General features: G+C 50.7%; 12 protein-coding genes. 10 read left to right on the forward strand and 2 right to left on the reverse strand.

The window, feature by feature from the left end; all coding sequences use genetic code 11:
• Positions 1 to 67: 67 nt before the first annotated feature.
• Entirely contained in the window at positions 68 to 460 is a 393-nt protein-coding gene (locus B5D63_RS31485; protein WP_078672873.1) for a Fur family transcriptional regulator, read from the reverse strand.
• 65 nt (positions 461 to 525) lie between these two features.
• Between B5D63_RS31485 and B5D63_RS31490 the strand changes: the two genes are divergently transcribed.
• Complete coding sequence (locus B5D63_RS31490) at positions 526 to 1,032, forward strand: RidA family protein (RefSeq protein WP_078672874.1); 507 nt, start codon at positions 526 to 528, stop codon at positions 1,030 to 1,032.
• Positions 1,033 to 1,038: 6 nt separating this feature from the next.
• Complete coding sequence (locus B5D63_RS31495; RefSeq protein WP_078672875.1) at positions 1,039 to 1,494, forward strand: DinB family protein; 456 nt, start codon at positions 1,039 to 1,041, stop codon at positions 1,492 to 1,494.
• 49 nt (positions 1,495 to 1,543) lie between these two features.
• Here the strand turns inward: B5D63_RS31495 and B5D63_RS31500 are convergent, their stop codons facing one another.
• Positions 1,544 to 2,449 carry an AraC family transcriptional regulator gene (locus B5D63_RS31500; RefSeq protein ID WP_078672876.1) on the reverse strand — a complete coding sequence of 302 codons (906 nt, stop codon included), beginning with the start codon at positions 2,447 to 2,449 and terminating at the stop codon, positions 1,544 to 1,546.
• Positions 2,450 to 2,685: 236 nt separating this feature from the next.
• On the opposite strand from B5D63_RS31500, the gene B5D63_RS31505 reads away from it, so the two are divergent.
• The 8 genes from B5D63_RS31505 to B5D63_RS31540 all read left to right on the forward strand — a co-directional run bounded on the left by B5D63_RS31505 (position 2,686) and on the right by B5D63_RS31540 (position 15,294).
• Positions 2,686 to 3,570 (forward strand): sugar phosphate isomerase/epimerase family protein, encoded by an 885-nt coding sequence (locus tag B5D63_RS31505; RefSeq protein ID WP_078672877.1) that lies wholly within the window; start codon positions 2,686 to 2,688, stop codon positions 3,568 to 3,570.
• A gap of 7 nt (positions 3,571 to 3,577) precedes the next feature.
• Positions 3,578 to 4,744, forward strand: a complete 1,167-nt coding sequence (locus B5D63_RS31510) for a mandelate racemase/muconate lactonizing enzyme family protein (protein WP_078672878.1) — start codon at positions 3,578 to 3,580, stop codon at positions 4,742 to 4,744.
• Positions 4,745 to 4,759: 15 nt separating this feature from the next.
• Positions 4,760 to 5,248 carry a VOC family protein gene (locus B5D63_RS31515; RefSeq protein ID WP_078672879.1) on the forward strand — a complete coding sequence of 163 codons (489 nt, stop codon included), beginning with the start codon at positions 4,760 to 4,762 and terminating at the stop codon, positions 5,246 to 5,248.
• Positions 5,245 to 6,195 (forward strand): 2-hydroxyacid dehydrogenase, encoded by a 951-nt coding sequence (locus B5D63_RS31520; RefSeq protein WP_078672880.1) that lies wholly within the window; start codon positions 5,245 to 5,247, stop codon positions 6,193 to 6,195. Before B5D63_RS31515 ends, B5D63_RS31520 begins: the two co-directional genes overlap by 4 nt.
• 23 nt (positions 6,196 to 6,218) lie before the next feature.
• Entirely contained in the window at positions 6,219 to 7,088 is an 870-nt protein-coding gene (locus B5D63_RS31525) for a ThuA domain-containing protein (RefSeq protein ID WP_078672881.1), read from the forward strand.
• Between the two features lie 36 nt (positions 7,089 to 7,124).
• A complete protein-coding gene (locus tag B5D63_RS31530; protein ID WP_078672882.1) occupies positions 7,125 to 10,313 on the forward strand; it encodes a PVC-type heme-binding CxxCH protein in 3,189 nt (1,062 codons plus the stop codon).
• Positions 10,314 to 10,650: 337 nt separating this feature from the next.
• Positions 10,651 to 13,764: a SusC/RagA family TonB-linked outer membrane protein gene (locus B5D63_RS31535; protein WP_078672883.1), complete on the forward strand. Its 3,114-nt coding sequence runs from the start codon at positions 10,651 to 10,653 to the stop codon at positions 13,762 to 13,764.
• A gap of 27 nt (positions 13,765 to 13,791) precedes the next feature.
• The gene (locus B5D63_RS31540) at positions 13,792 to 15,294 is read left to right on the forward strand and encodes a RagB/SusD family nutrient uptake outer membrane protein (RefSeq protein WP_078672884.1); all 1,503 of its coding nucleotides are present in this window, start codon (positions 13,792 to 13,794) and stop codon (positions 15,292 to 15,294) included.
• Positions 15,295 to 15,377 lie beyond the last annotated feature (83 nt).

The raw sequence follows: 15,377 nt of genomic DNA on the forward strand, positions 1-15,377 counted from the left end.
TTACTGAAAGATTTCCGCCTATGCGCGGGTGAAAAGGCTTGCAGGTGATACCTGCGGCCTTTTCGTTTTATGCTTCCCCGGGGGCACAACGATTACAATACCCTGATATCATCCCGTTAAAGTCGGTGACCACATAGCCCGCCGGTAACGGAATGTGCATCTTATGCTGCAAACACTCCACCTTCCCGCATTGGCGGCATTTAAAATGAAAGTGGTTATGGCTGTGTTTATTGTTCGGTTTATCACAACCGGCGCAATAGGCGAAATACTGCTTCCCGTCATCATCCATGGCTTTATGTACCAGGCCATCTTCACAAAACCTGTTCAGCACCCGGTAGATCGTGGCCCGGTCCACTTTCGTACCCAGCTCCGCCTGTAGCTGCTCATGGCTCAAAGCTCTGTCCGACGACTTCAGTACCTGTAAAACAGCTGCCTGCGCCTGCGTATTCCTTCTTTTCATTGTTTATTATTGCGACTTAATCGCAATAATAAGAATTTTCCCTATTATTGCAAAAAATACTACTCATGATCAGACAGATAAAACAGGCGAGCCTCATCGTGGCATGTGCTTTGGCAACATACGGTTGTAACCAGGAAACGCCGAAAACGCCTGCAGCCACTGCACCCGCAGTATCTGAAAAACCGGAATATTTCCTGCTGCGGCCCGAACTGGAAAAAATGTACGGTTACACACAGGCGGTAAGAATAGGTAACCTCGTCAAAATTGGCGGCGTCATCAGCATCGATGATAAAGGAAACCTGACGGGAAAAGGGGATTACGGTCAGCAGCTGACGAATGTCTACGCCAGCCTGGAGAAAGTGCTGAAACATTATGGCTGCACCTTTGATGACGTGGTCCTTGAGAACATATACACCACCAGCATGGCGGACCTTCAGAAAAACGCGGCATACCGCGGGAAAATATACACGCATCAATTTCCTACAGGCAGCTGGATCGGCGTGAAAGAACTGGGACTGCCCGATGCTATGGTGGAAATAGAAATAGAAGCACTCATACCAAAAGAACAATAACCGGCTATGAAAACATTTTTTCAGTCATTGTTTGAATATAATCACAACGTCAACCGGCAACTGTGGGAGGTGATGAACGCCCACGCGGACAAGACGTCTGAAAAAGCCATCAGGCTATACAATCATATCCTGAACGGACATCAGATCTGGAACAACCGCATAGAGCAGCGGGATGCCGTGCCGGACGTATGGTACATACACTCCCTGCCGGTCTGCAGAGACCTGGACCTGGCCAACTATCAGCATACGCTGGATATCATCCGTCAGTTTGACCTGGATGATGTCATCCGGCATCCTAAAATCAAAGGGAAACCTTTCAGCAAAAAAATCAGTGAGGTCCTCTTTCACGTCGTCAATCATTCCACCTACCACAGAGGACAGATCGCTACTGAATTCAGGCAGAGCGGACTGGAACCTGTGATGACCGATTTTATTTTCTATGAAAGGAAAGGCAGCGAGTAGCAAATGCAGTGGAAACAGGTACTTGTTTTTATCAGGTGGGGACGGTCCTTCAGTCATCTGTAGGCCGGAAGCTCGGTGTGCTGGCATTACTTTCCTCCAGCGCTTTGCGGTATTCCCTCGGTGATTTTCCCTGGTAAATTTTAAACTGCCGGTTGAAATAGGAGAGGTTGTCAAACCCACAGGCATAACATATCTCGGACACTCCATGATCGGTCCCGATCAATAACTTGGTAGCGTGACTGATGCGCGTTTCATTGACAAACTGCGAAAAGGTTTTACTGGTCCTTCTTTTAAAGTAACGGCAGAACGCGGCTTCGTTCATACAGGCCAGCGAGGCGGCCGATTTACTGTCTACGTGCGTATGATAGTTCTCCAGCACATATTTAAATATCGATTCCAGTTTTTTCGAATCTACATCCTTATAGTGTATCTTTCTCGGATCGTCTGCCAGTAGCAGCACATTTTCACTGTTTTGTTGAGACAGCCCGTCCAGCAACTGTAAGAGGATGAGCAGGTTTTTCATCTGCTGGTTGGCCTGGAATTGGAAAAACATGCCGGGAAGCACAGCCGGCGGTTGCCTGAATTTGATGCCGCGTTCAGACAATTGCATGAGTTCTTTTATCTTTCTTAATTCCAGTTTGTCGAAAAAATCCTTGCCCAGGAAGTCTTCTGTAAACTGTACGATGATCGCGTGCGCAGCTTCTTCTTCTGTGTCGGCGGGGAGGTTGTCATTACAGAAACAATGCACCAGGCCGGGACCGAACATGTAAATCTCACCCCCGCTGAAGTTGACGACCTTGTTGCCGGCATACAATTTACCGGCGCCTTTTACGATCAGGATCAATTCATGCCCGTGGTGAAAATGAAACGTGTTCGTAAAACGGGGCTGACAGTATTCTTTGACAACGAAACTGGCATCCTCCGGAGTAGATATATGTCGATAGGCAACTTTCATAATTGGTGTTATTGGTACACTATTTATTTTATGAGGGGATAAATCGGAATTAAGGTAAATATAGTATCAATATTTTGCAAATGCAGTACTTTTATTTCAACGGTAGTCTGAATATGTTTGTAAGACAATGATGCTTTCCCGTTATGAGACCAGCCAGATAAAAGCACTGCGAATCGTTTTATTAACACTGTAGAGGGTAAACCAGTATTTTAATCACGATATATACTTCATGCGTTATGGAATTAGGAATACACAACTGGATGCGCTCCGAAACAATAGCCACCACCATCCGGAGGGTGTCTGCGCTTGGCTATACCCGGCTGGAAATTGCCGGTAGTCCTGAACAATACGATACCAAAGAAATCGCAAAACTCATGAAGGACCATGGCTTGTCCTGCTGGGGTTCCGTGACCCTCATGCTGGGAGAACGCAACCTGCTGGCCAGGGACGAAGCGCAGCGCGCCAGGTCTGTACAATATGTGAAAGACGTAGTGAAAATGGTGAAGGAGCTGGACGGTCATATGGTGTCTGTCGTACCAGGTACCGTCGGCAAAATCGTTCCCGACGGAAGACCGGAAGAAGAGTGGAAATGGGCGGTAGACGCCATGAAAGAAATCTATGACTACAGCGAAGCTTCCGGTATCCTGCTGGGCATAGAGCCTATCAACCGGTTCGAAACCTATTTTATCAACAGGGCTGAACAGGCGCTGGCCCTGGCAGCCGCCACAGGACCCAATTGCGGCGTATGCCTCGACACCTTCCATATGAACATGGAAGAGACAGATATGTTCGACGCCATCCGTAAAGCAAAAGGACGACTGGTCGGTTTTCACGTGGCGGACAACAACCGCATGGCGCCGGGCATGGGACATCTCAACTGGGAGAAGATCGTCGCCACCCTGAAAGAAGTGGGGTATGACGATGTACTGTCAGTCGAATTCTGTTCCCCGCTGGACCGCACGCCGGCCAACCCGTATCCGGACTCCATCGATGAAAGCCCGGAAAACCTTTCTCCCGAACAGGAGAAGTTTCTCATCGACCACGGCAGCACCGCCGTCACCGAAGCGTTTTATACCATGCTCACCAGCAAGTCATTTAATACTTTATCAAAACTTATTTAGAGAACTGATGAAAATAGCTAATGTAGAGGCATTTTGGCTGCGTTGTCCCGTTCCAAAAGAAAAACAACATACTTCAGACTACGGACTGCTGGCGAACTTTGACATGACGCTGGTGGTGATCACAACAGAAGACGGGCTGCAGGGATTCGGAGAAGCCAAGGCTGCAGTGGGGTCTTCAGGGGTATGCGCCTCCATTGTGAACTGTATCGAAAATGAACTGAAGCCGGCATTGATCGGTAAAAATGTGAAAGATATCACCCGTCTCTGGGAAGAGATGTACAATGGCACCCGCGACCACTACGCGCTGTCGAGAGGCCGCAAATTCCCGGTGCTCGGCAGAAGGGGGCTCACCGTTTCCGCCATGAGCGGCATCGATACCGCCTTATGGGACCTGAAAGGTAAAATGCTGAACGTACCGGTGATGGACCTGCTGGGCGGCGCCTGCCGCGATCACATGCCGGCCTACGCCAGCGGGGGATGGGCAGACGTGGACAACATCGGCGCGCAGCTGAACGGCTACGTGGAAAAAGGTTTCGGCGGTGTTAAAATGCGCGTAGGCGTTATGGATAAGACCGTCCGGAACAGCATTGAAAGGGTAAAAGCTGCCAGGGCAGCGCTGGGTCCCGACATCAAACTGATGACCGACGCGCACGGCACCTTCAGCGTACCCGAAGCCAAACAGTTTTGCCGCGGCGTACAGGACTGCAACCTCTACTGGTTTGAAGAGCCTATCAGTCCGGATAACCGCAAGGGAACTGCGGAAGTGAGAGCATCCACCCATATTCCCATCGCGGCCGGCGAAAGTGAATATACCAGTTTTGATATCAACGAACTGCTCGATATCAGGGCCATCGATGTGGTACAGCCTGACGCGGCTATTATCGGAGGAATCTCTGAAGCGGTACGCGTAGCGCATCTGGCCAGCGTACATCAGCTGGAGCTGGCGCCGCATTGCTGGGGGTCCGCGTTCTCTTTTATGGCCGGACTGAATGTGGCCTTTGCATCGCCTTCGGCGACCATTATCGAGTTCTCCCTCGGCGGAAATCCGATGATGTATGAACTGGTAAAAGAAAAAATCACCGTCACCAACGGTATGATCCCCGCGCCTGTGGCCCCGGGATTAGGCGTAAGCCCCGACTGGGATTTTGTACGGGAGTATCAACAAAAAGCATAGTGAAAATAATGATATATGGCTAAAGCACTTAAAATTAACCACGTTACGCTGATCGTAGATAATCTGGAAAAAGCCGGAGCCTTCTACCAGCACGAATTGGGCTTAGAGCCGCTTGCCGCCTTTAGGTTTGATTATCCGGTGATGTTCTTCAAATTTAATGATGAACAACAACTGCATATCTCTGAATGGGAAGACAAAACATCTTTCCGCGGTCATATCTGTGTACAGGTAGACGATTTCAACAGTATCTTCTTCCGCATGAAGGAACTGAATACGATTGATGTCAACCCCTGGGGCAAAGTACGGAAACTGCCCGATGGCGCCATGCAGATGTTTGTCCGTGATCCGGCAGGCAACCTGGTGGAAATTTCTTCCCAGCCGGGCGCTGAGATCGATCCCCGTATCTTTACAGATGAATTGTATGAAGAAGGCCTGTATGTCTCCAACAGAAATGATTTCAGAGGATACCGGTCCGACGACGCTACTTTATATCACGACAGATGAGAAAAAACGTATTACTGCTCGAGACGATTGCAGATGAGGCATTGGCTGTCCTCCGGGAGCACGTGAACGTGTTCACGGGATACAACGAAGCTGATCTTAAGGGCGTATTAGACAGGGAGGATATCCATGCCATCATCACCAGGGGCAAAGGGCTGATCAACGAACCGCTGATGGCCGCCTGTCCGCAGCTGCAGGTAGCTGCCCGCTGCGGTGTGGGACTGGACAACGTGGACGTGGCAGCAGCTACCGCCAGGAAGGTAATGGTGATCAATGCACCGGGCAGCAATGCCGCCACGATAGCAGAACATACGCTGGCGCTGATGCTGATGCTCATGCGTAACATGTATGAATCAGTAGCACAGGTAAAACAGGACAACTGGGCCTGGCGCAATCAATATGCAGGCGATGAGCTGAATGGTAAGACGCTCGGCATCCTGGGAATGGGAAATATCGGTAAACGGGTGGCCCGCCTGGGAGAAGCTTTTGGTATGGAAGTGCTGTACTGGAGCAAATCCGCCGGCGATGTGCCCTATCCGTTCGCCTCCATGGAAGAAGTCTTGCAACGTTCTGATGTGGTGAGCCTGCATCTGCCTTTCAATAAAGAAACCGACCGGCTCCTGGGCGCTGCGCAACTGGCAGTCCTGAAACCCGGCGCCTTACTGATCAATACCGCCAGAGGCGCGCTGGTAGATCATGCCGCCCTGTTGCAGGCATTGAACGAAAAAAGGATAGGAGGGTACGCCGCGGACGTACTGCCGGATGAACCGCCGGTACAGTCCCGCAACCTGGTGCATCATCCGCGGGTGATGGTCACACCACATTCCGGCAGTCTTACCGCCGCCACTTACCGGCAGATATGCCTGCTCACGGTCAATAATGTGGTGGCCGCACTCACAGGGAACAATCCTGATCCCAACAGTATATTTAACCGGCACGCGCTTCTGTAAACCGCCGCCATAAACACTGTACAATGAAAAAAATACTCCTTTGTTTATTACTCATCGCCGGTGTCAGTATCACCTGCACCGGCATCCTCTTCGCACAGTCCGCCAAAAAGGCTAAAAAGCCGCTGGTGGTATTTGTAACCGGAGATCATGAGTACAGCAGTGAAGAAACAATGCCGCTGATAGCCGCTGCGCTGGAGAAAGACTATGGCATGAAGACCATCGTGCTCAAAGCATATCCGGATTATAACAGCGAAGAAAATATTCCGGGCCTCGAAGCCCTGAAAAAGGCAGACCTGGTCGTGTTCTATTTACGCTGGCGCCTGCTGCCTCCTGCACAACTGGCGCTGATAGAAGCTTACCTTAAAAGCGGGAAACCGGTGATGGGCTTCCGCACCACCACCCACGCATTCCATTTTCCGGAAGGTCATCCCAGCGAAAAATGGAACGCCTTCGGGGAGTTTGCGCTCAATGCGCCTCCGGGCTGGGGCGGCGCCGCCAAACATACGCACTATGGACACGAGAGCAGCACGGATGTCAGCATCGTGCCTGAACAGGCGGCCAACCCTATCCTGACAGGCGTCGCTAAAAACTTTCACGTCCGCTCCTGGCTGTACCGCGTATTACCGGACTATCCCGTGAAAGGCTCCACCTGGCTGCTGATGGGCAAGGCGGTGAACCCGGACAAAGAAGCCATCGAAAATCCTGTGGCGTGGACCGGCACCAACTCCTTCGGCGGTAAAGTGTTCATGACGACCATGGGCCATCCGGAAGATTTCAGACAGGAACCTTTCCAGCGGCTGGTGATTAACGCCATTCATGATGAACTGGGACTGAAAGTGCCAAAGAAATGGAAAAAAATAGATATCCGCGTGCCCTATCGTGTGGCCAAATAAGTACAACGTTTCCTGATTCCCGCTAAAACTGATACGATGTCCAGACTATTTAAAATCGGTATGTACGTACCGCTTGTGCCTTTGGTATTGGCGATAATGATACTGGATGCCTGTAAACCGAAGGGGCATGATCCGCTGACCATCTCCCCGGGTACGCATATTTCCCTGATCGGCAATAACCTGGGATCGAGAATGGTCCACTATGACAACTTTGAAACAGCGCTTTATCTCCGCTATCCCGACTATAACCTGATCATCCGTAATATGTGCGACGGCGGTGAAACACCGGGCTTCCGGCCGCACTCCGGCAGAAACTCCCCCTGGGCTTTTCCGGGCGCGGAGAAGTTCCGCCCGCAGCTGGCCAAAGAAGTGGAGAATATGGACAACCACAGCCAGGGATTTTTTGAAACACCTGACCAGTGGCTGACCCGCCTGAAAACAGATGTGATCATCGCCTTTTTCGGCTACAGCGAATCCTTTGAAGGCAAAGCCGGACTGGCCGATTACAAAGCGGAACTGGACGCTTTCATCAAATGGACGCTGAAACAGAAATACAATGGCAAGTCCGCGCCGCAGCTGGCGCTCGTTTCACCCATTGCCTTCGAAGATCTCTCCGATAAATACGACCTCCCCAACGGAAAACAGGAAAACGAAAACCTGGCAATGTACACGGAGGCTATGAAAGAAGTGGCTGCGCAAAACAATATCCTGTTTGTAGATGCCTTTACACCATCCCAAAAATGGTATGCAGACACAAAAGAACCGCTCACCATCGACGGGTCCCAGCTGAACGAAGAAGGATACAGGAAGCTGGGCAACCTGCTGACAGCAACACTTTTCGGCGAAGCCCCCGCGAAAGCGGAAGCCAACAGGCAGCTGGTATATGCTGCGGTTAAAGAGAAAAACTGGATGTGGCTCAACGATTATAAAATCCCTAACGGTGTGCATGTATTCGGGCGCCGCTACGATCCCTACGGGCCAGACAACTATCCCGCAGAGATAGAAAAAATCCGTGAAATGACGGCTGTCCGGGATTCTGCGATATGGCAGGCGGCATCGAAAGGCACGAAAATGGACATCACGGTGGCGGATAAACGTACGAAAGTACTGCCGGAAGTGAAGACCAACTACAACCCCGCTAAGAACGGTAACCTGCGCTATTTGACAGGGGAAGAAGCCGTAGCTAAACTGAAAGTACCGCCCGGCTATAAGGTAGAGCTATTTGCTTCGGAAGAACAGTTCCCCGACCTAGCCAAACCCATGCAGATGTCCTTTGATAACAAAGGTCGTTTATGGGTGGCCGTGATGCCGAGCTATCCGCATTATAAACCGGGAGATGCCAAGCCGGATGACAAGATCCTTATTTTTGAAGATACTGACAATGACGGGAAAGCCGATAAACAAACGGTCTTCGCCGACAGCCTCCACCTGCCTATCGGCTTTGAGATAGCACCCGAAGGCGTATACGTAGCACAGGGCACCAACCTGAAATTATACGTAGATACCAACGGTGACGACAAAGCCGATAAAGAGGAGATATTGCTCAGCGGGTTCGATGACCATGATACCCACCACAGCAGTCATGCTTTTACAGTAGATGCTTCCGGAGCCATTTATTCCGGCGAAGGCGTTTTCCTGCATACCAACGTGGAAACGTCCTACGGCACTGTGAGGGGCACCAATGGTGGGTTCTACCGCTACGATCCGAAACGCCGGAAGCTGGAACGTACGGCTCAACTGGAGATTCCTAATCCATGGGGCATCGCTTTCGACGACTGGGGACAGCCTTTCTTCGCCGAAACTTCCAGTCCGGATGTACGCTGGATGCTGCCAGGTACCGTATTGCCCAAATATGGACAACACACGCATAAGTCGATACAGCTGGTAGAGGATAAACATAAAGTACGGCCTACCTCCGGACTGGAATTTGTGTCCAGCCGGCACTTTCCGGACGAAGTGCAGGGCGATTTCCTGATCAACAATACCATCGGTTTCCTCGGAACAAAAGAACACACCTTACAGGACGACGGCACCGGCTATAAGAGTCACCACCGCCAGGACCTGCTGGTGAGCGGCGACCCGAACTTCCGCCCGGTAGACCTGGAGTTTGCGCCTGATGGATCGCTCTATGTGATCGACTGGCATAACATCCTGATCGGGCACATGCAGCACAATGCACGCGACCCGTTGCGCGACCACTCTCACGGAAGGATATACCGCATCACCTATCCGTCAAGACCGCTGGTAAAACCCGCCCACATCGCCGGCGCCACCATAGAGGAACTGCTGGACAACCTGAAACTGCCGGAATACCGGACCCGCTACCGCACCCGCCGCGAACTGAGAGGCCGTGATGTATCGGAGGTACTGGCAAAACTGAAAACATGGGTAGCCAACCTCGACAAAAACGATCCTGAATACGATCATCACCTGCTGGAAGGGCTTTGGGTGAGCTGGGGCATGGATAAGGTAGATCGTGACCTGTTAAAACAGGTGCTAAAGGCGAAAGACTATCATGCCAGGGCTGCCGCTGTACAGGTAGTGCGCTATGTCGGTCATCAGATACCGGACCAGGCCGACCTGCTCATGCAGGCCGTAAAGGATGAAAACAGCCGGGTACGCCTGATGGGAATTGTTGCGGCCTCCTGGCTAGGGAAAGAAAAAGGGCTGCCCATTCTGGCAGAGGCGAAGAAAATGCCACTCGACGAATGGATGGTCCACGCTTATGATGCGGCAGTGGCCCACCTGAAAGGAGAAAATGTCGGCAATGAAAAAGAAGAGGGAAGCAACGCCAAACTGAAAGGCGCTGCGCTGGCCTTGTTCAACCAGGGAAAACAGATCTATTCTATCGAAGGATACTGCAGAACATGCCATCAGCCGGATGGTAAAGGACTGCCTGATTCCGGTTTCCCGCCGTTGGCAAACTCCCAATGGGTGACTGGCAGTGAAGAACGGCTCATTAAACTGGTGATGAAAGGAATGCTGGGACCCATAGAAGTGAATAATAAAAAGTATCCGGGGCAGGTACCGATGACCCCCTTCGGTAACCTCCTGAAAGATGAAGAGATTGCAGCAGTGCTGACTTATGTGCGTAATAGTTTTGGAAACACCGGCTCAGCCATCTCCCCGGAGAAAGTAAAACAGGTTAGAAAGCAGATAGAAAACAAAACCGATTTCTATTCACCTGAGCAGCTGTTGAAAGAACATCCGATGGAAAAAAAGTGACCTTCATAAACAGATGTTAGCGGGCGCAGGAAAAGCGCCCGGCTAACACTTTCTTCTGTTAAATTACTATCTCACTTAGCGAAAATATCACAAGGAAGTATCGGTTTGGAGATTTAATATTGTTAGGAGTTCTAATTATTATAGTCTGGTATATATTTATCAACCAACAAAAATACGGTAAAACCAATCCATCCCCTTTTTATGTCTTCTGAAGTCCGGTGCTGCTATCCGCCGGTACGGGCGGCTATTTGCCACTGCCTGACTGTATTTGGAATAAGCTGCTGATATAGGTGCACGGATAAGGAATGAACAAATTTAACCTGATAATTTTTTAACTATGAGACAGTTTTCCACGGTGATTTTTAAAATGATGGCGTTGCGCCAGAAGATCATTTATGCCACTTTAGCCCTGCTGATAGGGGCTGTCACGCAGACCTATGCTAACGCAGCCGCTCCGCTTATGGATGTACGTGGCCGCGTGCTGGAAGAAAACGGTGTAGGCGTGCCCGGAGTGAGCATCAAGGTAAAGAATGCCGATAAGGCCACAACAACAGATCCTGACGGAAAGTTTGTCCTGAAAGGGCTTTCTGACAACGCAGTGCTGATTGTTTCTTACATAGGTTATACCACGCAGGAGGTACCGGTTACGGCAGACATGGTTATTCAGCTTGTACCCAGTGTAAAAAAAATAGATGAGGTAGTGGTAGTAGGATATGGTACAACTAAAAAGTCAGATCTGACCGGAGCAGTCGGTACGGTGAAATCAGAAGCGCTCCAGGAGCGGCCGGCATCATCGTTGAACCAAAGCCTGTCCGGCCGGGTGACCGGCGTGAACGTGTCATCCAATTCCGGCAGGCCCGGGGGCAGGGCTAACATCCGTATCCGCGGCGCCAGCTCGCTGAGTGTGTCCAACAACCCGTTGTATGTAATTGACGGTGTGATATTGAATCCCGTAGACCTGCGGAACGGCAGTACTCCCATCGATTATATCAATCCTAATGATATTGCTTCCATCGAGGTGCTGAAAGATGCGTCTTCCACTGCTATTTACGGCGCCCGTGGCGCCAATGGCGTTATCCTCGTTACCACCAAAAGAGGCAACGCAGGTGGCGGACGGCTGACATACGATCCGGATTTCAGCATCGGCGTATTGCCCCGGAAGCTGGAGCTGCTGAACGCTAAAGAGTTTTTAGCTGTAGAAGACCAGGCGTATGCCAACGCAAAAAAATATGATCCCACGGGCTGGGCTACCGGTACCAAGTATACCGATCCCAAAACAAAACGCACCAATCCCTTATTGTTCGATTCACAGGGAAATCCGCTCTATGATACCGACTGGCAGGATGAAACCTTTCAGAAAGCATTTACCCAAAACCATCAGCTGGGATTCACTGATGGGGATGAAAAGAAAAGCTTCGGCGCTTTCCTGAACTACCGCACGCAGGAAGGGCTGGCGCGCGGCTCCTGGCAGGACAGGTATGCCGGCCGCATCGTATTTGACAGTAAAATCAAAGACTGGCTGAAAGTAGGCGGTACCCTGAACTACACCGACCAGCGCGAAAAACAGGTAGACCAGCTGGACGGCGGCGGTATCACCATGATGCGCCAGGTGCTGGAAGCGCTGCCGATCATCCCGGTAAAATATGCAGATGGCTCCTGGGCCAGCAACCGCGATTATCCCGGTATGGAGGGGGGCGACAACCCGCTGCGCGTTTCTGCCGACAGGATATCCATTCTGCATACACAGACTCTCCTGGGCAATATGTACGCCAATATTCACCTCGCAGAAGGCCTGGAACTGAGATCTACCCTCGGCGTGAACATCATCAATCAGCGGGAAGATTATTTTGCGGCGAAAGGCATGCAGTATATTTCAGATAACGGCGACGCCTCTGTTAACAACAACCGGTACAACTCCTGGCAGTTTGAAAACTATCTCACCTATAACAGGGAGTTTGCCAAAATACATTCGGTAAATGCGATGGCCGGTGTGTCCTGGCAGCATATCGATCGTTTCGAGAACCAGGCCACCACGCAGGGATTCACAGACTCGTACTTTAAGTACAACAACCTCGGTGCAGGGTCCAGCCCGCAACCGCCTTACTCTATCGCTACGGCCAATGGCCTGAATTCGTTCTTCGGCCGCGTTAACTATGGCCTTCGCAATAAATACCTGGTCACCTTTACCGGCCGTATGGACGGCTCTTCCAAATTCGGGCGGGACAACCAGTTTGCTTTCTTTCCTTCTGCGGCGCTCGCCTGGAGGGTAACGGAAGAAAACTTCATGAAAAGCATTCCCGTTATTTCCAATTTAAAACTCCGCACCAGCTACGGCGCTACCGGTAACTCCGAAATCCCTGCTTACAGGGCTTTGGCAGGTCTGGGCAACTATACCGTGGTGTTTGACGGCGCCCGTAACTCCGGTGTAGGCATTGATCGTATCGCCAATCCAGGTCTGCGTTGGGAGAAAACAAAACAGGTAGATTTCGGGATGGAACTGGGCTTGTTTGCCAACAGGGTGAATTTCGAAGTGGACCTCTATCGCAGAAAAGTAGACGGGATGCTGCTGGATGCACCTTTGCCCTACACCACCGGCCGCGACAGGATTTTCTCCAACGTAGGCAGCATGGAAAACAGGGGGATTGAACTTGGTCTTAATACTGTCAACATTAAAACTGATAACTTTTCCTGGAATACCATCTTCAATATCTCCATCAACAAAAACAAAGTATTGGCTTTAGCGAATGGCGATATCCTTTCCGGCAATGGCATTATCAGGGAAGGAGAACCGGTAGGTTCTTTCTTCGGAAGGGTACATCTGGGTACGTGGGGCACCAAGGAAGCAGCGGAAGCGGCGGTGTACGGCAAGCTGCCCGGCGACGTGAAGTTTAAGGATATCAATAACGATGGTTCCATCAATGATCTGGACAGGGTGATCATCGGTAAAGGTATTCCTGACGGCTTTGGTACCTTCCTGAATACTTTCCAGTATAAATCATGGTCCCTGACGGTAGACCTCCAGTTCATGTACGGCAACGATGTGCTGGACAGGAGCATCCACTCCGCAGAAGACAGGCAGGGCATTGCCAACAGTTACAGGACCGTGCTGAACGCATGGACAGAAAACAACCAGAATACGCCGATAGCCCAGCTGCGTCCGATCAATGCAGGTTACGATACTTACAATGACAGCCACAAGGTAACCGACGGATCGTTTATTCGTGGCCGTAACCTGTTGCTGGGATATGTATTCCCTGCGAAAACGGTGTCAGCCCTGAAGTTGAGCCGCCTGAGGGTGTACGCTTCCGTGCAGAACTTTTTCCTGGCGACCAAATTTAAAGGCTACGATCCTGAAGTGTCCAACTCCAGTGCGCCTTTCGATCAGGGACTTACGTTGTACGACTATCCCAAACCAAGGGTGTTTATGTTGGGACTGAATGTGGGGTTATAGTATTGTGTCATTCTTTAATTGGAAATTATGAAAACAACAATAATAAAATACAGTTTGCTGGTACTGACAACAGGCTCCTTATGGTTGACAGGGTGCCGGAAATTCCTTGATGAATCAGACCCCAGCAATTATACCGAGGAAAACTATTTTACCAAACCGGAACATGCCAGGAGTTCTGTCAATGCGATCTATGCCAGTCTGCGTGATCCGATGGGCGGCGACTTTGGCGGCGGACCGTGGACCATGACGGAATTTGCCACCGGACAGGCGGCCACCGATCTCGGCCAGGCGGTAGATGCTATTTATATCAGGACCTTGCGGAATACCGCTGACAATGCGTTTGGTGTGAGCTACTGGAGAAATTACTACAAGGGTATCACCAATGCCAATCTCTCTATCGCTAAAATTCCGAACATCAAAATGGACGCGACAGAGCAGACGAAGTTACTGGGGGAAGCACATTTTATGCGTGCCTGGTACTACTTCACGTTGATAAGGCTGTTTGGCAACATCCCGCTGGTGACGGAGCCGGTAGACCTGAAGTCAGAACAGATAAGGCCAAAACAGGCGAACCCGGAAGATGTGTACAAACTGATTGTGGACGATCTTACCACCGCAGAGAAGGCAGGTCTTCCGTGGGTAGATGCGGGTGGCAGGGCCTCTTTGGGCGCCGTGAAATCACTGCTGGCGAAAGTATATCTCACCATGGCCGGATACCCGTTGCAGAAAGGCGCTGCGTACTATGACCTGGCAGCAAAGAAAGCGGAGGAAGTGGTGGATTCAAAACAATACCGGTTGTTTGAATCTTATTACGATCTGCACAACCCGGCGAAGAAAAATGTGGAAGAGAACATCTTTATGATCCAGTACAAAACGCAGGTCATCCCCGGCAACTGGCAGTCGCTGATCATTCCTTATAACAAAAATATATCCGCTTATTCATCGGAAACCGGCGGCATATACGCAGAAGAGAGCTTTGTGAAATCCTACGATCCGGCGGATTACAGGGCAAAAGAAGGACAGTTCTTTTTTACTGAGTTTACCCACCAGGATGACAGAAGCAAGAAAGTGGCACTGGGCGGATACTTTTTGTATAAACTGTTTGATGTGGCAGCGCAGACATCTACGGCCAACAGTGATCTGAACTGGTCGCTGATCCGTTATGCAGATATATTACTGGTATATGCTGAAGCCTCCAACGAAGTGAGCGGGCCAGGCGCCAAAGCCTATGAGGCAGTAAATGCCATCCGGACAAGGGCGAAGCTGCCGGCGTTGTCAGGGCTGACCAAAGAACAGTTCAGGGAAGCGGTATGGCGCGAACGCTGGTATGAACTATGTTTCGAGAATGTTACCTGGTTTGACATGGTGCGTCTCCGCAAGGCGTTTAATGTAACCACTAAAACCTTTGAGAACTATGTAGGGCATAAGTTCCCTGTTGGCCGTGCGTTGACGGAGCGGGAACTGTTGTTCCCCATTCCCAGCGTGGAGTTGAGAAATAATCCTAACCTGGTACCAACGAAAGGGTACTAACAACAATACTGTTTTTAACCCCATGCCTTGCTGGTGAGTATGCGGCGCCGGCAGGGTAACAGGCTTATAAGTCACGTGCTTAT

Origin of the sequence: Chitinophaga eiseniae (assembly GCF_900167135.1) — a bacterium.
GTDB lineage: Bacteria > Bacteroidota > Bacteroidia > Chitinophagales > Chitinophagaceae > Chitinophaga > Chitinophaga eiseniae.